Origin of the sequence: Salinimonas lutimaris (assembly GCF_005222225.1) — a bacterium.
GTDB classification, from domain to species: domain Bacteria; phylum Pseudomonadota; class Gammaproteobacteria; order Enterobacterales; family Alteromonadaceae; genus Alteromonas; species Alteromonas lutimaris.
On sequence record NZ_CP036536.1, the window covers coordinates 558,916 to 575,650 of the forward strand.

A 16,735-nucleotide genomic window follows, 5' to 3' on the forward strand; every position below is an offset into this window, starting at 1 on the left:
TACTTAACCGCGTGCGTTGGGAAAGTGGGATGACAGGGTGTTACGCACACTGTTGCCCCACACAATCGCTTGGTTAAACAGCGCATGCAGTGTTTTCTGATCTGTTTCCAGCGCCTTCGACTGCTTCACCACATTTGACCATAACGCTCCCTCAAAAGCCCTGACCAGCACAAGGTAGTGGTTAAATTCATTGGATTTACCTAACAGTGCGTCATTAACCTCATCGGTCAGTGGCAACTGTTTAAGAATATTTGGCATATCCTGATCGAGCAAGGCATCGAGCAGTGAAAATAAACCCACCAAAAAGCCGATAGGCGGGTTGGTGTGCTGTTTACGCTGCTGAGACAACAAATCAAAAAATTTAGCCCGTACCAGTGACATGTGAATCAGTTCCAGTGGTTTATCGTCGCCCATCTGAGTCACCGATAGTAACGCAATAAACTTTTTAATCTCTACTTCGCCCATGTAGGTCAGGGCATGTTTCAGTGAGCTGATTTGATAGCGTTTATTAATCGCCGGGTTATTAATAAATTTGAGCAGCAAAAAGCTTAGCGCCGCGTCCCGTTCAATAATCTGATTGATGCGATCCAGGTTGAATTCTTCACTGGCACTTTCGCCTATCAAATCCACAAGGTTCATTTTTGAGGCTGGCAGTTTGCGGGAGAGCCGGGATTCCGGCTGAGCAAAAAAGTATCCCTGAAAATAATCAAAACCGGCCTGCAGACAGTCAGTAAACAACGACTGGGATGCCACATTATTGGCAATCAGACTGACATCGGCGTCTTTATAACGACCGATTCGCTCTTCGATATGATTTACCGTTAATCTGCTGGCATCGACTTTAACAATATCCGCCAGATTCAGAAGGTCTGTCTGCTGGTTCAGCATCATAGGATCATCAAGGGCCAGCCTGAATCCCATTTGCTTGATATGTTTGAGCGCTTCTGACAGGCCCGGTGGCTGGCTGGTTAACCCGCTTAGCTCAACCACAACCTGATCCGGGTTTAACGTGGTGGGAAACCGCGAAATAATAATTTCCGGGCTGAAGTTAATAAACGAGGTTTTTTCACCACTAAGATCATCCAGACCAAGCGGATTGAACTGTTCGGCAAGCGCTTTGACTTTGTCTGACGCTGGTTCAGGATAAGTGCCAGCTTTGCCGTCACGAAATAGTAACTCGTAGGCATAAACATCTTTTTGACTGGTTAAGATAGGTTGTCGGGCAACAAACGCGAACATAGTATTTATCCGTTTAACAGCATGGGAATAGCGCTGCGATACGCCACTTTACCGCAGCCTCAGGCGACATACCAGCCAAAGTGAACTATTGATGACAGGATAGTTGAATTTTGCTGGCCCAGCTAATTGCTGAGTTAAAACAATGATGTAATTGTCGCTGGTCAATATCGTATTTTACGCTGAATGCTTTGATACCGGCCCAGTGACCCTGTTCAAAATATTCCGCCAGCTGCACACAGTGGCGAAGCCAGCCAGGCTTTTTGCACAGCGCCTGCTGTACATTTTCATTTAACGGGATTTTACTGACCAGCTCGTCCATGGGCTGTTCCATCATCGCATCAAGCAGCGATAACAGCCCCAACAAAAAGCCGGCATTATCATCCGTCTCCAACTGGGTATTTTCCTGACACAACTGCTCACAGAACTTGGCTCTGACCAGTGACATATTCATCAGATCATCCGGCGAGTCCTGACTTATATTTGCCAGGGCCAGCAGCGCGACAAATTTCTTAATTTCCACTTCGCCCATATAATTCAATGCATGACGTAAAGAGGTAATCTTGTTGCGTTTACTGACCAGCGGGTTATTAATAAAACGCAACAGCTGGAAGGTCAGTGACGGATCCCGCTCAATAATGTCGTTGATCCGATCCAGATTCATGTGTCCCGAGCCGGACTCAGTAAGCAGCTGAATCATGGTTAGCTGATTACTGTTAAGCTTGCGATGTTTAATCAGCTCTGGTCGCGCCAGAAAATAGCCCTGAAAATAATCAAACCCCATATTACGAAACTGCTTAAATTCAGCGTAGGTTTCCACTTTTTCTGCCACCAGCCTGATCCCCTGTTCTTTGAGCAGAGGCACAAGCTGTGCAATTTTTTCATGGGGTGTTTCACGAATATCAAACTTGATGATACTGGTGAAGGGTAAAAATGGCTCCCATCGTTCACTGGTATCATAGTCATCCAGAGCAATTTGATATCCCAGCCCGCGCAAATGTTTGCAGGCCTGTATCAGTTGCGGAGTAACATTCACCGTTTCAACCACCTCAATAACGGTGCGCAACGGATCCAGTGAGGTTGGAAAGCGATGCATCAGAGTGTCCTGATGAAAGTTGATAAAGGCGTAATGATCGCCGGTAACTTCTTCTAAACCAAGACTTAAATGGGTTGACGTAATAATTCTGGAAGTGGCTTCATCCGGTGAGATATCCGGAAAACCATTAGTCTTCCCATCTCGAAACAAAACTTCATAGGCATATAACTCACGCGTCGCGGTATAGATGGGCTGGCGTGCAACATAGGCAAACATCGAATACAACTCCTTTCCCTGTTAATCCGACTGTTAAATTCACACCGTCATTCTGCTTTCACGGCGGTCTGGTATACAACTTGCTCGACTAAAGATGATCAACATGCGCAGTCCATTGGAAGTACTTCGTTTTACAAGAAGTGTCGGGCAACGGCTAAAACAGCGATCTATCAGGACGAGCAACTGCCACTTTTGATCATTTAGATCTACACTGCACAGGGCAGTTTGTCACCTGAAGAACAATGTTAAGCCGGAACTTTTTTACTTTTTTATGTTCCGATACTTGTCATTTTGACAAATTGACCATACATTTCAACTCGTGCGAGTGTACTCATTCGCAAAACGGCGCTCAAGTTGGTACAATAGGGTGCTTAAATAACTGAGGTGATTATGAGCAAAACAATGCAATCAATGGCCCTTGCGGTTCCTCACAACGGTAGCATCGAAGGCTACATTCAGGCTGTTAGTACTATTAATATGCTAACTGCTGAAGAGGAACGTTCTTTGGCCCTGAGATTAAGAGAAGATGAAGATATCGAAGCTGCACGCAAGCTGGTGATGTCGCATCTGCGCTTTGTTGTGCATATCGCCAAGTCGTATTCGGGTTATGGTCTGCCACAGGCGGATCTGATTCAGGAAGGCAACATCGGCTTGATGAAAGCCGTAAAACGGTTTGACCCAACCGTTGGCGTGCGTCTGGTTTCATTTGCAGTGCATTGGATCAAAGCTGAGATCCATGAATATGTGCTGAAAAACTGGCGTATTGTGAAAGTTGCCACTACCAAAGCGCAGCGTAAATTATTCTTTAACCTGCGTAAGGCGAAGAAGCGTCTTGGTTGGTTTACCCACGATGAAGTTCAGACCGTGGCTAACGAATTAGGTGTCAGCACCAAAGAAGTACTGCAAATGGAAGCGCGTATGAGCAGCCAGGACCAGGCCTTCGATTTGAGTGCCGATGACGATGAAAACGGTAATTTTGCACCGGTTCAGTTTCTTGAAGATAAAAGCACTGATGTGGAAACAGAAGTGATTAATCAGGACTGGGACACCAATGCGAATAAACGTTTGCACTCGGCCATCCGTGCACTGGATGAGCGTAGTCAGGATATTATTGAGACACGCTGGCTGGCTGACAACAAGATCACGTTACAGGACCTGGCTGATAAGTATCAGGTGTCTGCGGAGCGTGTACGTCAGATTGAGAAAAATGCAATGAAGAAGCTGCAGGCGGCCATGGTTGCCTAACCAGCTTGTATTGAAAAAAAGCGCCTTCAGGCGCTTTTTTTGTGTCTTTTTTTCGGTTGGTGAACTAGGAGCCGAGTTTATCTTTGCCCCCGACCGGCAAGATCCAGTAAACCCCTTTAAATTCCGCCACCGGCTGGTCATCATCTAAAATATCGACTTGCAGGATAAACCGGCTCTTTTTGCCTTTTTCTACCAGCGCGTATTTCCCTCCGACCGATTCAATATGACAAACCGCCCGCGGCTTCATGGTGATGGGCTTATGGTAATGAATATCGCCATCACCCAGCACAATATCTCCACCTAACTGGCGCTCTTTTAATTGCAGATATAACATGCCCCAGCCGGTCAGGGTAGCCAGTGAGAATATACTGCCGGCAAACATCGTACCGTGAATATTGATGTTTTTGTTCAGTGATGCCCGGGTTTCCAGCGTTCTGCCACTGTACTGATGCAGCTTAATGCCCATATGTTCAGTGATGGGAATGGTGTCTGTCCAGGTATCCTGAAGCTCTTTGCACCATTTGGGATGCAGAATCAGTGAACTCATGTCTGACAGTTTTTTCACCATCTGCTGGCGCTTCAGCATCCCCAGTTCGTTGGGCGCTTCGCGCTCAATAGCAAAGCCACAGGAAGAAAAGAAATCAATGGATGTTTCGCGGCTGTTGGTAACCGCGCGAATTGCGCCCATATCCCGGGCCACATTCTCCAGCGCCCCCAGAATCATTTGTCCGAGACCGCGCCGCAGGTAGTCGCTGTGCACGGCGATATGCCGAATCTGCGCTTCTTCAGCCGTATTCATATGCACCCGGCCACAGGCAACAATCTCTCCGGCGCCGTTGATCAGCGTCCGGTGTTCGGCTACCTGCTCGTATTCGTCTTTCTCTGAGCCAGGTGGAAAATTCCACGGCTGACGCAGATACGTCCAGCGAAATTTAAAATACGCTTCCAGTTGTTCTTCAGTTTCTGGTTTTACAACTCTGAACACAGCGACCCCTAGTAATAATTAACACACCATTTAACCGCAACCAGGCTATAGTCACAAGTTATACGTGTTAAAAGGTAAACTGGAACGTTACCGGCCCGTCATTCACCAGTGACACCTGCATATCCGCACCAAACTGACCGGTGGCCAGTGGCAGGCCTGCCTGCTGAATAGCGGCAATTGTCTGCTGATAAATATGCTCGCCGTGTGCAGGCGAAGCACCACGGGAAAAGCCAGGCCGGTTTCCTTTCTGGGTGTCTGCCACCAGCGTGAACTGGGAAACTAGCAGGATCTCGCCTTTGGCCTGCTGCACATTCAGGTTCATTTTGCCGTCTTCGTCGCTGAACATGCGGTAATTGGCCAGCTTTTTCACCAGTTTGTCGATAGTTTCCTGACCGTCGGTTTTCTCTACGCCCAGCAGCACCAGCATGCCATGACCTATCTGACTAATGGTGGCCTGGTTTACTTCAACAGAGGCGCGGGATACGCGCTGAATAAGTGCAATCATGAAGATCCTTTGATAAAACGGGACATTTCCCGGGTTGCCCGGCATAAACGTAATGCCACGCCCGGTTCGCTGGTACTGTGACCGGCATCCGGCACAATGTCCAGTTCACTGGATTTCCAGGCTTTATGCAGTTGCCAGGCTGACCGGGTAGGGCAGATAACATCATACCTGCCGTGCACGATAATGCCGGGAATGTCGGCGATTTGATCGATATTATCCAGAATATAGTTTTCTGCGATAAAACAGTGATTGAGCAGATAGTGGCACTCCAGCCTGGCCAGACTGGTGACCAGATTAAGCGGATAATGGGTGGTAATGTCACCGGTGCCCGGCGGTAAGGATAACCGGGATAAGCGCTCCTCCCACACATACCAGCGCTTCAGGGCCAGCAAACGTTCATTGGTGTCAGTCTGATTAAACGCCTGTTCATACCACTGGCATATAGCATCACAGTCTGTGGGCTCAGGAATATCCGCGATAAACATATCATAGTGCTCAGGGAACAGGGTGGCGCCGCCGCCCTGAGGGCCTAGGAACCATTCACGGTCTTCCTGGCGGCCTAAGAATGTTCCTCTTAGGATCAGTGCCAGCACAGTGTGAGGCTGCTGTATAGCAGATAGCAGGGCCAGCGTTGCTCCCCATGAGCCACCAAATAATACCCACTGGTCAATATTGAGGTGCTCCCGCAGGGCATTGATATCGGCCAGAGTGTGATCGGTGGTATTATTTATCAGACTGCCAAACGGTTTAGAGCGCCCGCATCCGCGCTGCTCAAAGGCAATCACGCGGTACCGGTTAGTATCAAAAAATCGTTTGTAGTGCGGCGCTAATCCAGCACCGGGCCCGCCGTGTATATATAACACCGGTATCCCTTGTGGGTTACCGCTTTGCTCAAAATACAAAGCGCTGCCATCTGCGGTGTGCAAATAGTTGCTGTAATAACATCCAATGTCCGGGTAAAGTCGTTTCATTTTATTGCAGCGCGTTGTTTAGCTTGTTGTTTTGGTTTAGCTTATAACCTGCCGCTGGCCATCGTTGTAATCAGGTTACATCCCCAGCGACAAATAGAATAAGGTTACTAAAACATAATTTGAGTCAATATACGAGGATGTCGACATGGCAGGTCAAGGTTCTGGCGGAAATGTAATCGCCGCATTGTGTAATGTATTTATTCCCGGTCTGGGCCATTTGGTGCAGGGCAGGCTGTTTAAAGCGATTATGTTTTTTCTGGTGACGTGGGCATGCTATGGCCTCGCAGTAACAGTTATTTTTATTTTTCTGTGGCCGGTGGGCGCCATTTTTCACTTATGGGCCATCATTGATGCCGCAACCTACAAAGGAGATGTTTAGCTATGACGCTAATCAAGCCGCTTGCCGGAATTTTAATTGCCTCCAGCCTGGTGCTGTCGGGCTGTCAGTCAGCCTATTATTCGGCCTGGGAAAAAGTCGGCGTTGAAAAACGTGACATCATGGTAGATCGCGTTGAAAACGCGAAAGAGTCTCAGGAAGAGGCGCAGGAACAGTTCAGTTCAGCGCTCGACGAGTTCACGACGCTGATCAACTATAAAGGTGGTGAACTGGAAGACATGTACAACTCGTTAAATGATGAGTACGAAGCCAGTAGATCCGCCGCTGATGATGTGTCTGAGCGCATCGACAAAGTACAGGGCGTTGCCGATGCCTTGTTTGACGAGTGGGAAGATGAACTGGAAGAATATCAAAGCACATCGTTAAAGCGTGAAAGCGAAACCAAACTTCGTGAAACCCGTCGTCGTTATGAGTCTATGCTACGGGCGATGCGCAAGGCTGAGAGCAAAATGGAGCCGGTGCTTAAAACCCTGCACGACAACGTGCTGTATCTGAAACACAACCTCAATGCGAATGCGATTGGTGCATTACAGGGTGAGTTTGGTCAGATGAAAGGCGATATCAATTCGTTAATCGAAGATATGAATGATGCCATTGCCGAGTCTGATGCCTTTATCAAAGCGATGAAGTAGTCACTCTGCGACCGGTCAGGTCCCTATTCCATAGGGACCTTTCTGGGTTCCTGCGATGCTTTAGTCTCTTCAAAGGTGTCGGTCAGTGAACAGGTAAATTCCGCCCCCAGCAACACCACCACCCACGACACATAGACCCACAGAAATAAAATCGGCAGCACAGCCAGCGCCCCGTATATCACCTGATATGAGGCAAAGTTGGTAACATAAATAGCAAAGCCTATCTTAGTCAGTTCAAAGCATACGGTAGAGACAATGGCGCCGGGAATGGCATAGCGGGCTTTTACCTGCCGGTTAGGCACCAGCATGTACAAAATCACAAAGGTGAGCATGGCGGCCAGACTGGGGACCAGTTTCAGTAACAGAGTGCCCAGTCCCGGCGTGTATTCTTCAGCAAAAGCGGCGATACCGGTCAGATATGAGCTGACCACTACACTGGTGCCAATTAGCATAGGACCCAGTGTGATAACCATCCAGTAAATGGCAAAGGTGTACACAATGGGACGGTCGCTCTGCGTTTTCCAGATCCGGTTTAAGGTTTTATCTACATTGGAAATCAGCAGCAGAGCAACAACCAGCAGTGACAAAATTCCCACTGCACCCATCTCTGAGGCGTTGTTAACAAAGTCAGACATATACTGGTGAACGGTATCACTGGCGGTGGGCACAAAATTGGAAAACACAAACTGTTCGAGTTTGGCCCGTACCGAACGAAAGACCGGAAACGCGCTCATCACAGTGAAGGTCACCATAATAAACGGGACTAAAGAGAGCAGGGTGACGTACGCCAGGTGTCCGGCTGATATTGTAATATTGTCGGCCCGGCAACGACGGATAAAAGTCTGGCCTAAAGTTTTTGCATGGGGATACACCTGTTCCCACAGTTCGGTCAGAGATCGCTGGCCCACCTGTTAACTCCTTGATATTGCATTTCATTGCCAGTGTAGCCTGTGTCGGGCGCGGGGAACAGCGTTAATCGGCTGACAGTGTGAGCTCAGACATAAAAAAACCGGGCAAGGCCCGGCTTATATCAACGGCTGGTGATTAACCGCGAACACCCAGCATATGACAGATAGCATAGCTCAATTCGCTGCGGTTAAGCGTGTAGAAGTGAAAATGCTTAACGCCTTCTTTGGCCAGCACTTTAACCTGTTCCATCGCGATGTTTGCGCCCAGCAAATTACGGGTGGTCTGGTCGTCGGCATCCAGACCGTCATACATTTTATGTAACCAGCCAGGCACATGAACATTGGTAAAGCCGGCAAATTTCACCAGTGTCTGGTAGTTGGTTACCGGCAGAATCCCCGGCACGATATCCAAATCAATACCGGCAGCCGCGGCCCGGTCACGAAAGCGCAGATAGGTGCTGGTATCAAAGAAAAACTGCGTAATGGCTTCAGACGCGCCGGCTTCTGCTTTACGCTTCAGGTTAAGCAAATCAAACTGGGCATTTGGCGCTTCAGGATGTTTCTCCGGGTAGGCAGCCACAGAAATATCAAAGTCAGCCACATCTTTAAGCAGCGCCACCAGATCAGAGGCGTACATCTCTGTTTTATCCACGCCTTTGGGCAAATCGCCGCGCAGCGCCACAATCCGGCGAATTCCCGAGTCCCAGTAGTCTTTGGCTATCTGGGTCAGTTCATCGCGGCTGGCATCGACACAGGTCAGGTGAGGTGCTGCGGCAATACCGGTTTGCTGGTGAATGCGTTTCACCACATCATGAGTGCGGTCACGCTCACCACTGTTAGCACCATAGGTCACAGACATGTAGGAGGGCTTTAGCGGCGCCAGTCGCTCTACAGACTTCCACAGCGTTTGCTCCATTTTTTCCGAGTTCGGCGGAAAAAACTCAAAAGAGACATCGATATCGCGAAGCTCTGATAAAGACTGATTTAAGGCATCAATACCCTGGGCATACGAAACCATGCTGTAATTCTCTATGTCTGGACGTTTAGACGTCTAAATTAAATAATAAGTGTCTGGACGTCAAGCGGTTTACACTGCTCAATTGACCTTTTCTGCACATTGTTTAGAATTTCCGCTCATAAGATAAGAATGGCTAGGCTGAGAGCACGAATGGCAAAATGGAACGGAAATTATATAAACCCTTACGCCGAACATGGCAAGAAGAGTGAGCAGGTAAAAAAAGTTACGGTATCAATTCCGATCAATGTATTAAAAGTACTGACTGATGAGCGTACCCGCCGGCAGATCAACAATCTGCGTCATGCCACTAACTCTGAACTGTTGTGTGAAGCATTTTTGCATGCCTTTACCGGGCAACCGCTACCCAATGATGAGGATCTGCGTAAAGACAGCGTCGATCGTATTCCGGCCGAAGCGCGCCAGATTATGGAGTCGATGGGACTGGACCCGAAAGACTTTGAGTCATCGGATGAAGACGAATCCTAGATAAAACAAAGGGCGCCGCAGCGCCCTTTGTTTATGTAAACCAAGAGTTTATTCGTAGTGCGAAGGGAGTGAGTCTACCCGCGCTACGCCTGATTCGATGGCTGCTTTGGCCACAGCGGTGGCTATGCGTGAACACAAACGCGGATCCATAGGCTTAGGAATAATATAATCCTTACCAAAGGTCAGCGAACTTGAGTTACTGGCTTTAAGGACCTCAGGCGGGACTTCTTCGCGGGTAATACTGCGAATGGCTTCCACTGCGGCCACCTTCATTTCATCGTTAATGGCGCTGGCCCGCACATCCAGTGCGCCCCGGAATATAAACGGAAAGCACAACACGTTGTTCACCTGGTTGGGATAGTCTGAGCGACCGGTTGCCATAATCAGGTCCTGACGCACCTCTCGGGCCAGTTCCGGGCGAATTTCCGGATCAGGGTTGGAACAGGCAAACACCACCGGGTTTTCTGCCATCAGGGCCAGTGCTTCAGGTGGTAGCAAGTCCGGACCGGATACACCAACAAAAATATCAGCCCCTTCCATGACATCTTCCAGCGTGCGTTTGTCCGTATTATTGGCAAACAGCATTTTGTGTTCTGTCAGGTCATCCCGGCGGGTATGTATGACACCCTTACGATCCAGCATATAGATTTTTTCACGCTGGGCACCACATTTAATCAGCAGTTCCATACATGCCACCGCCGCGGCGCCGGCCCCCATACACACAATGGTAACACTTTCGATATCCTTGCCCTGAATTTCCAGCGCATTGAGCATACCAGCGGCCGTGACAATAGCGGTACCGTGTTGATCATCGTGAAAGACCGGAATTTTGCAGCGTTTGATGAGCTCCTGTTCAATCTCAAAACACTCCGGTGCTTTGATATCTTCCAGATTAATACCGCCAAACGAGTCGGCAATATTTGCCACCGTGTTGATAAATTCTTCGGTAGTGCGATGTTTGACCTCGATATCAATCGCATCAAGACCGGCGAAACGCTTAAATAATAGTGCCTTACCTTCCATGACTGGCTTTGAAGCCAGTGGGCCAAGATTCCCCAGACCAAGAATGGCCGTACCGTTACTGATTACAGCAACGGTGTTGCCTTTACCGGTGTACAAATACGCGTCATCAGGGTTATTGGCTATTTCTCTAACTGGTTCAGCCACGCCCGGGCTGTATGCCAGTGCCAGATCATCAACAGTTTCAGCGGGTTTAGACAGTTCGACCCGAATCTTACCTGGTGTAGGTTTTGAGTGATAATCGAGTGCACGTTGTCTGAAATCTGACATTTTTACTATGTCCTTGTTTTGTAGGGTTGGGCACATACAGCAGCTGCAAAAAGCTGCGCGTTTTTCTCATCGCTAGGTTTTTATAATTATTGAAAATCCACTCTAGCACAGGCTTTTTCAGATACATATCTGATGACGCGTCTTTCTCACTGTAGTGCAGAATTGACAGTCAGACTATGCTAAGGAATCCATAGTCTACATTCATGTTGTTTATAGATTAAGTGTTTTACATTACTTGAAAACTGAGGTCAGAGCAGTGGGAATGCAAGGGAAAAGAAATGATCGGAAAAGCGGCGAGGCAGGCATAAAAAAAGCGCCGGAAAGGCGCTTTTTTTCGAAACTGTGTTGGGCTTATTTGCTGCCCAGTACACCGAAACGTTTCTTGAAGCGGTCAACACGACCACCAGTATCAACGTTACGTTGCTTACCAGTAAAGAACGGGTGGCAGTTTGAGCAAACGTCCAGGTTCAGATCTTTACCAACAGTAGAACGAACTTTGATTTCGTTACCGCAAGAACAAGTTGCAGTCATCATCTCGTAAGTAGGATGGATATCGTTTTTCATGGGTTACCTCATAAAAAAGGCCGTATCGCCATCCAGCCCGTAGCTGAACACCATACGCTATTCAATAATAATGGCAAAACCAAACTGGCCTTGCCGTAAAGAGGCGCGCATATTAATGTATGATGTCCTGCTGATCAAGTAGACGAATCAAAAAATAGTGCAAAAAGCCAGCACAGCGGGCTATTGCGCCCCAACACAGTTTAATTGCATGACCCTGATAGACGTTGCCGTTCCTGTTCCGTTAAGACAAACCTTTACCTACACCCATACCGGGCCGCTTGAAGCGGGTGTTCGGGTGACGGTACCTTTTGGTAACCGCGCGCTGGTCGGCATTGTGGTGGGCAAGGTCGATGCGGCTGAGTATTCTGACAAATTAAAGCCGGTGAGCACCATACTGGACAGCACACCGGTTATCAGTGGTGGGTTAATGGCTGCCTGCCGCTGGCTATGGCAGTACTACCATCATTCGCCCGGTGAAGTACTGCATACTGCGTTGCCGGTGCGCCTGCGTAAAGGCGAGGCGGCAACCTTTGCACCGGAAATCTGGTATACCCCGACCACCAGTGGTGCCCAGACCAACCCGGCAACGCTGTCCCGGGCGCCTAAGCAAATGGCGTGTCTGGAAACCTTACAGGCTGAAAGCATGAATGAGTCCATGCTCAAAGAAAGCTATTCGGCCGCCATTATCAAAAGCCTGACGGACAAAGGTCTGATTAAAAGCTACGAAGATGAGCCGCAGCCCAGCGAACGCAGCTGGCTGGCACACTGGGAAGTGTCAGCTAAACCCGTGCCGGACCCTCAGCAGGCAGTAGCTATTGCGGCGATTAATCAGCAAGCCGGAAAATTTGCCCCGTTTTTGCTCGAAGGGGTGACCGGCAGCGGCAAAACCGAGGTGTATCTGCAGGCCATTGAGCCGGTGTTGCAGGCCGGCAAGCAGGTACTGATTCTGGTGCCGGAAATTGGCCTCACCCCACAAACTGTTGCCCGGTTTGCCAAGCGCTTTAATTGTGAGGTCGGGGTGCTGCACTCCCAAATTACCGATAAAGCCCGGCTGAATGTCTGGCTAAAAGCCCGGACCGGCCAGACCGGGATTATTATCGGTACCCGTTCAGCTATTTTTACGCCGCTCAAATATCCCGGCATGATCATAGTTGATGAAGAACATGATGAGTCATTCAAGCAGCAGGACGGACTGCGCTATCATGCGCGGGACCTGGCCACTATGCGGGCGCGGCTTGAGCAGGTTCCGCTGGTACTGGGTACGGCCACGCCATCGCTGGAGACACTCAATAATGCCCTGACCAAACGTTACCAGCATTTGCAGTTAACCCAGCGAGCGGCCGGCGCCACAGCGACCCGTCAGCATGTGCTGGATGTGAAAGACCAGCCGATGCGTTTCGGGCTGGCCGAAGGCACACTGACGCTGATGCGCCAGCATATCGATCAGGGCAACCAGATTCTGGTGTTTGTAAATCGGCGCGGCTACGCCCCGGCACTGATTTGCCATCATTGCGGGCACACCGAAACCTGTCATAGCTGTGAGCGGCCATTTACGGTACACAAAGCCCATCGGCGCTTGCAGTGTCACCACTGCGCAGCCACCCGGCCCATGCCTTTCAGCTGTGAGCAGTGCGGCAGTAAAGAGCTGGTTACCGCCGGGGTGGGGACCGAACAGCTGGAGCAGGGGCTGAGTCAGTTATTTCCTGACGCTGCCCAGGTGCGTATCGACAGTGATTCGGTGCGCGGTAAGGACAAACTGCAATCCACCCTCGATGCTATCAATCAGCGTCAATATCAGATTCTGGTGGGCACACAAATACTCTCTAAAGGGCATCACTTTCCGCATGTAACACTGGTGGTGGTGCTGGACAGTGATGGTGCGCTGTTCAGTGCTGACTTTCGAGCCGCCGAAAAGCTGGCCCAGCTGGTTACACAGCTGGCCGGACGGGCAGGGCGGGCCAGCAAGCCTGGTGAGATGTGGCTGCAAACTCATAATCCGGACCATCCTTTATTACAGGACTTAATACACAACGGCTATGGGCATTTTGCCCGGCATGCCCTGCTGGAGCGACAGATGGCCCAGCTGCCGCCGTTTGCCGCGCAAATTGTGGTGCGGGCAGAGGCATTTGACGGCCAGCAGGCGTTTGATTTTTTAATGCAGTCAGGCGGTATCTTGCAGGCGCATCAGGTTAACCTGGTTGGGCCGTTGCCCAGTCTGATTGAAAAACGGCAGGGCCGGTTCCGCTTTATGTTGTTACTGCAATCAGCCCAGCGTAAACAAATACACGAAGCGCTGCGTCTTGCACTGCCGGGCATTAGCGCCTTGCCACTGGCGGCAAAGGTACGCTGGTCAGTGGATGTGGATCCGACTGATTTCAGTTAATTTTTCTGTCTTAATCAAATGCTTAAATAACAGGCAGCAATTAGCGCGGGTTTTGGTTAAACTGCTGACACGGAACCGCTGTCGGTTCTTTTCTTTTTTATCAGGGGATATGAGTGCCACTTTATGGCTCAACGTGATTATGTTTCTCGCGGCCGGGGACAAGGCCCAAAGAAAAAAAACAACCAGAAGCCATCGCGCCAGCAGGCCAGGCAAAACACGCGCAAATCCAATAACGCACCTGCGCCGGGTAAGCCGCTGAGCTTTAAAATCGGGCTGGCTGTTATACTACTGGCCGGGTTTGTGTGGTTTTTGTGGGCGATCAGCGGAAGCGCGCCGGAAGATGTGGATGCGCCGGTAGAAACCGTACAGGAACTCAAAAAAGAAGATGAGTTGCCGGAGATGCCGGAAGAAGAATGGGAATACATTAAGTCACTGCCCGGCTACGAGGTCGAGGTTGAGGTGGCCGAACAGCAAAAATCTGACAAGCTGTATCTGCTGCAATGCGGCTCGTTTCGCACCCGGGCACAGGCTGAGGAAATGAAAGCCAATATTGCTTTTCAGGGGCTTGAGGCACAGATTCGTGACAGCGCCGGTGACAATGGCAACTGGTTCCGGGTTATTTTAGGCCCGCTGCAAACTAAACGGGATGCCGAGCGTGCCCGCCACACGCTGCGTAAGATCAATATTACCACCTGTATTATCCTGACCTGGTCTATCTGACCCCCGTGGCTGGTTATCTGATAACCAGCCACATCCTTTCTGCACATCAGAAACCTTGAAATTTATAGGGCTTCCCCCACTTATTCTACATCGAATTAGAATCAGGCTGCTGTTCTAGCGTTTTATAGTCAGCAGGCCACCCAACAATCGGGGAAGACGAGTGACTACAATCGTATCTGTAAGAAGAGGCAACCAGGTGGTAATGGCCGGTGATGGTCAGGTTTCACTGGGCAATACAGTCATGAAAGGGAATGCACGTAAAGTGCGCCGTCTGTACCACAACAAGGTACTGGCGGGGTTTGCCGGTGGTACGGCGGATGCGTTTACCCTTTTTGAACGCTTTGAAGCCAAACTGGAAGCGCATCAGGGGCATTTGACCCGGGCGGCCGTTGAGCTGGCCAAAGACTGGCGTACCGACCGTGCGCTACGTCGACTGGAAGCGTTACTGGCGGTGGCCGATGAAACCGCATCGTTCATTATTACCGGTAATGGTGATGTGGTGCAGCCAGAGCAGGATCTGATCGCCATTGGCTCGGGTGGCCCGTACGCCCAGGCAGCGGCTACCGCGTTATTAGGCAGCACCGAGTTGCAGGCCAAAGAGATTGCTGAAAAAGCACTGGGCATTGCTGGTGATATCTGCGTATACACCAACCACAGCCAGACCGTAGAAGTTCTGGATTACTAACCCGAATTTGATTCAATCTGATGTCGCTTTCGCGGCGGCATCAGCAGTAAAAGGTTTTATTCATGTCTGAGATGACTCCAAGAGAAATAGTACACGAGCTGGACCGCCACATCATTGGCCAGCAAGACGCAAAACGGGCTGTATCTATTGCGCTGCGTAACCGCTGGCGTCGTATGCAGCTACCTGAAGAGCTGCGCCAGGAAGTGACGCCAAAAAATATTCTGATGATTGGCCCGACGGGTGTAGGTAAAACAGAGATTGCCCGTCGTCTGGCCAAGCTGGCTAAAGCGCCGTTTATTAAAGTAGAAGCCACCAAGTTCACCGAAGTGGGTTATGTCGGTAAGGAAGTGGAAACGATTATCCGCGACCTGGCTGATATCGCAGTAAAAATGACCAAAGAACAGGAAATGGTCAAGGTGCGTCACCGCGCTGAAGAAGCTGCTGAAGAGCGAGTGCTTGATGCCCTGCTGCCACCGGCTGAAGATCCGTGGGGCAAAAAAGAAGAGAAAGAAGAAAGCTCAACCCGTCAGAACTTCCGCAAGAAGTTGCGTGAGGGGCAGCTGGACGATAAAGAAATTGAAATTGATGTTTCACAGCCGCAGATGGGCGTTGAAATCATGGCCCCTCCGGGCATGGAAGAGATGACCAACCAGCTGCAGGGCATGTTCCAGAATCTGTCTGGTTCGACACCGTCGAAAAAGAAAAAGATGAAGATCAAAGATGCCATGAAGGTGCTGACTGAAGAAGAAGCAGCCCGTCTGGTGAATCAGGAAGATCTGAAAGAAAAGGCCATTGAGTCGGTTGAACAGCACGGCATTGTGTTTGTTGATGAAATCGACAAAATCTGTAAGCGGGAAGGCAACCAGTCTGGCGATGTGTCTCGTGAAGGTGTACAGCGTGACCTGCTGCCGCTGGTAGAAGGCTCTACGGTGTCAACCAAGCACGGCATGGTACGTACTGATCACATCCTGTTTATTGCCTCTGGTGCTTTCCAGATGAGCAAGCCGTCAGATCTTATTCCTGAGCTACAGGGTCGTCTGCCTATTCGGGTTGAACTGGCTGCCCTGAAAGTGGAAGACTTCAAACGCATTCTGACCGAGCCAAATGCATCACTGTGTGAACAGTATCGTGCGTTAATGGGCACCGAGGGGGTCAACATTGACTTTGATGACTCTGGTATTCAGCGGATTGCTGAGGCGGCCTGGCAGGTCAACGAGCGTACCGAAAACATTGGTGCGCGTCGTCTGCACACAGTGCTTGAACGCCTGATGGAAGATATTTCCTATGATGCGTCAGAAAAAAGCGGTGAGTCATTCACCATTGATGCTGATTATGTGAATTCGCATCTGGAAACCCTGGTCGATAACGAAGACCTGAGCCGTTTCATTCTGTAAGTAA

Annotated in this window: 17 protein-coding genes; 8 read left to right on the forward strand and 9 right to left on the reverse strand. The window is 49.8% G+C overall.

The features are described from left to right. Positions 1 to 3: 3 nt before the first annotated feature. Together EZV72_RS02435 and EZV72_RS02440 are read right to left on the reverse strand one after the other, a co-directional pair. Complete coding sequence (locus EZV72_RS02435) at positions 4 to 1,239, reverse strand: EAL and HDOD domain-containing protein (protein ID WP_137165735.1); 1,236 nt, start codon at positions 1,237 to 1,239, stop codon at positions 4 to 6. Positions 1,240 to 1,324: 85 nt separating this feature from the next. Beyond that, the gene (locus tag EZV72_RS02440; RefSeq protein WP_137165736.1) at positions 1,325 to 2,548 is read right to left on the reverse strand and encodes an EAL and HDOD domain-containing protein; all 1,224 of its coding nucleotides are present in this window, start codon (positions 2,546 to 2,548) and stop codon (positions 1,325 to 1,327) included. Positions 2,549 to 2,938: 390 nt separating this feature from the next. Here EZV72_RS02440 and rpoH point away from each other — a divergent pair, with 390 nt between their 5' ends. Continuing rightward, positions 2,939 to 3,793: an RNA polymerase sigma factor RpoH gene (gene rpoH, locus EZV72_RS02445; RefSeq protein ID WP_137165737.1), complete on the forward strand. Its 855-nt coding sequence runs from the start codon at positions 2,939 to 2,941 to the stop codon at positions 3,791 to 3,793. Positions 3,794 to 3,857: 64 nt separating this feature from the next. On the opposite strand, the gene EZV72_RS02450 is transcribed toward rpoH, so the two are convergent. From EZV72_RS02450 to pip, 3 genes are all read right to left on the reverse strand, one after another. Further along, positions 3,858 to 4,778, reverse strand: a complete 921-nt coding sequence (locus tag EZV72_RS02450) for a bifunctional GNAT family N-acetyltransferase/hotdog fold thioesterase (protein WP_137165738.1) — start codon at positions 4,776 to 4,778, stop codon at positions 3,858 to 3,860. A gap of 67 nt (positions 4,779 to 4,845) precedes the next feature. After that, positions 4,846 to 5,283, reverse strand: a complete 438-nt coding sequence (gene dtd, locus EZV72_RS02455) for a D-aminoacyl-tRNA deacylase (protein ID WP_137165739.1) — start codon at positions 5,281 to 5,283, stop codon at positions 4,846 to 4,848. Further along, on the reverse strand, positions 5,280 to 6,254 hold the full coding sequence (pip, locus tag EZV72_RS02460; RefSeq protein WP_137165740.1) for a prolyl aminopeptidase: 975 nt from the start codon (positions 6,252 to 6,254) through the stop codon (positions 5,280 to 5,282). Before pip ends, dtd begins: the two co-directional genes overlap by 4 nt. 145 nt (positions 6,255 to 6,399) lie before the next feature. On the opposite strand from pip, the gene EZV72_RS02465 reads away from it, so the two are divergent. Continuing rightward, on the forward strand, positions 6,400 to 6,633 hold the full coding sequence (locus EZV72_RS02465) for a hypothetical protein (protein ID WP_137165741.1): 234 nt from the start codon (positions 6,400 to 6,402) through the stop codon (positions 6,631 to 6,633). A gap of 2 nt (positions 6,634 to 6,635) precedes the next feature. Beyond that, a complete protein-coding gene (locus tag EZV72_RS02470; RefSeq protein WP_137165742.1) occupies positions 6,636 to 7,283 on the forward strand; it encodes a DUF2959 domain-containing protein in 648 nt (215 codons plus the stop codon). Positions 7,284 to 7,306: 23 nt separating this feature from the next. Here the strand turns inward: EZV72_RS02470 and EZV72_RS02475 are convergent, their stop codons facing one another. Both EZV72_RS02475 and metF read right to left on the reverse strand, forming a co-directional pair. Then, the gene (locus EZV72_RS02475; RefSeq protein WP_408640832.1) at positions 7,307 to 8,176 is read right to left on the reverse strand and encodes a virulence factor BrkB family protein; all 870 of its coding nucleotides are present in this window, start codon (positions 8,174 to 8,176) and stop codon (positions 7,307 to 7,309) included. 151 nt (positions 8,177 to 8,327) lie between these two features. Next, the gene (gene metF, locus EZV72_RS02480; RefSeq protein WP_137165744.1) at positions 8,328 to 9,209 is read right to left on the reverse strand and encodes a methylenetetrahydrofolate reductase; all 882 of its coding nucleotides are present in this window, start codon (positions 9,207 to 9,209) and stop codon (positions 8,328 to 8,330) included. A gap of 150 nt (positions 9,210 to 9,359) precedes the next feature. On the opposite strand from metF, the gene metJ reads away from it, so the two are divergent. Then, complete coding sequence (metJ, locus tag EZV72_RS02485; protein ID WP_137165745.1) at positions 9,360 to 9,695, forward strand: met regulon transcriptional regulator MetJ; 336 nt, start codon at positions 9,360 to 9,362, stop codon at positions 9,693 to 9,695. A 48-nt stretch (positions 9,696 to 9,743) separates the two neighbouring features. On the opposite strand, the gene EZV72_RS02490 is transcribed toward metJ, so the two are convergent. Both EZV72_RS02490 and rpmE read right to left on the reverse strand, forming a co-directional pair. Next, a complete protein-coding gene (locus tag EZV72_RS02490) occupies positions 9,744 to 10,985 on the reverse strand; it encodes a malic enzyme-like NAD(P)-binding protein (RefSeq protein WP_137165746.1) in 1,242 nt (413 codons plus the stop codon). A gap of 351 nt (positions 10,986 to 11,336) precedes the next feature. Continuing rightward, a complete protein-coding gene (gene rpmE / locus EZV72_RS02495; protein WP_137165747.1) occupies positions 11,337 to 11,549 on the reverse strand; it encodes a 50S ribosomal protein L31 in 213 nt (70 codons plus the stop codon). Between the two features lie 208 nt (positions 11,550 to 11,757). Here rpmE and priA point away from each other — a divergent pair, with 208 nt between their 5' ends. From priA to hslU, 4 genes are all read left to right on the forward strand, one after another. After that, a complete protein-coding gene (priA, locus tag EZV72_RS02500) occupies positions 11,758 to 13,932 on the forward strand; it encodes a primosomal protein N' (RefSeq protein ID WP_137165748.1) in 2,175 nt (724 codons plus the stop codon). Between the two features lie 123 nt (positions 13,933 to 14,055). Continuing rightward, entirely contained in the window at positions 14,056 to 14,652 is a 597-nt protein-coding gene (locus tag EZV72_RS02505; protein WP_137165749.1) for an SPOR domain-containing protein, read from the forward strand. A 160-nt stretch (positions 14,653 to 14,812) separates the two neighbouring features. Continuing rightward, a complete protein-coding gene (hslV, locus tag EZV72_RS02510) occupies positions 14,813 to 15,337 on the forward strand; it encodes an ATP-dependent protease subunit HslV (RefSeq protein ID WP_137165750.1) in 525 nt (174 codons plus the stop codon). 62 nt (positions 15,338 to 15,399) lie between these two features. Next, complete coding sequence (gene hslU / locus EZV72_RS02515; RefSeq protein ID WP_137165751.1) at positions 15,400 to 16,731, forward strand: HslU--HslV peptidase ATPase subunit; 1,332 nt, start codon at positions 15,400 to 15,402, stop codon at positions 16,729 to 16,731. Positions 16,732 to 16,735: the final 4 nt, after the last annotated feature.

Bases quoted from the DNA above. Each gene is read 5' to 3' on its own strand.
- rpoH (WP_137165737.1), top strand. From the start codon at position 2,939: ATGAGCAAAACAATGCAATCAATGGCCCTTGCGGTTCCTCACAACGGT.
- hslU (WP_137165751.1), top strand. From the start codon at position 15,400: ATGTCTGAGATGACTCCAAGAGAAATAGTACACGAGCTGGACCGCCAC.
- EZV72_RS02490 (WP_137165746.1), bottom strand. From the start codon at position 10,985: ATGTCAGATTTCAGACAACGTGCACTCGATTATCACTCAAAACCTACA.
- rpmE (WP_137165747.1), bottom strand. From the start codon at position 11,549: ATGAAAAACGATATCCATCCTACTTACGAGATGATGACTGCAACTTGT.
- pip (WP_137165740.1), bottom strand. From the start codon at position 6,254: ATGAAACGACTTTACCCGGACATTGGATGTTATTACAGCAACTATTTG.
- metJ (WP_137165745.1), top strand. From the start codon at position 9,360: ATGGCAAAATGGAACGGAAATTATATAAACCCTTACGCCGAACATGGC.
- dtd (WP_137165739.1), bottom strand. From the start codon at position 5,283: ATGATTGCACTTATTCAGCGCGTATCCCGCGCCTCTGTTGAAGTAAAC.
- EZV72_RS02465 (WP_137165741.1), top strand. From the start codon at position 6,400: ATGGCAGGTCAAGGTTCTGGCGGAAATGTAATCGCCGCATTGTGTAAT.
- EZV72_RS02505 (WP_137165749.1), top strand. From the start codon at position 14,056: ATGGCTCAACGTGATTATGTTTCTCGCGGCCGGGGACAAGGCCCAAAG.
- EZV72_RS02435 (WP_137165735.1), bottom strand. From the start codon at position 1,239: ATGTTCGCGTTTGTTGCCCGACAACCTATCTTAACCAGTCAAAAAGAT.
- priA (WP_137165748.1), top strand. From the start codon at position 11,758: ATGACCCTGATAGACGTTGCCGTTCCTGTTCCGTTAAGACAAACCTTT.
- metF (WP_137165744.1), bottom strand. From the start codon at position 9,209: ATGGTTTCGTATGCCCAGGGTATTGATGCCTTAAATCAGTCTTTATCA.
- EZV72_RS02470 (WP_137165742.1), top strand. From the start codon at position 6,636: ATGACGCTAATCAAGCCGCTTGCCGGAATTTTAATTGCCTCCAGCCTG.
- EZV72_RS02440 (WP_137165736.1), bottom strand. From the start codon at position 2,548: ATGTTTGCCTATGTTGCACGCCAGCCCATCTATACCGCGACGCGTGAG.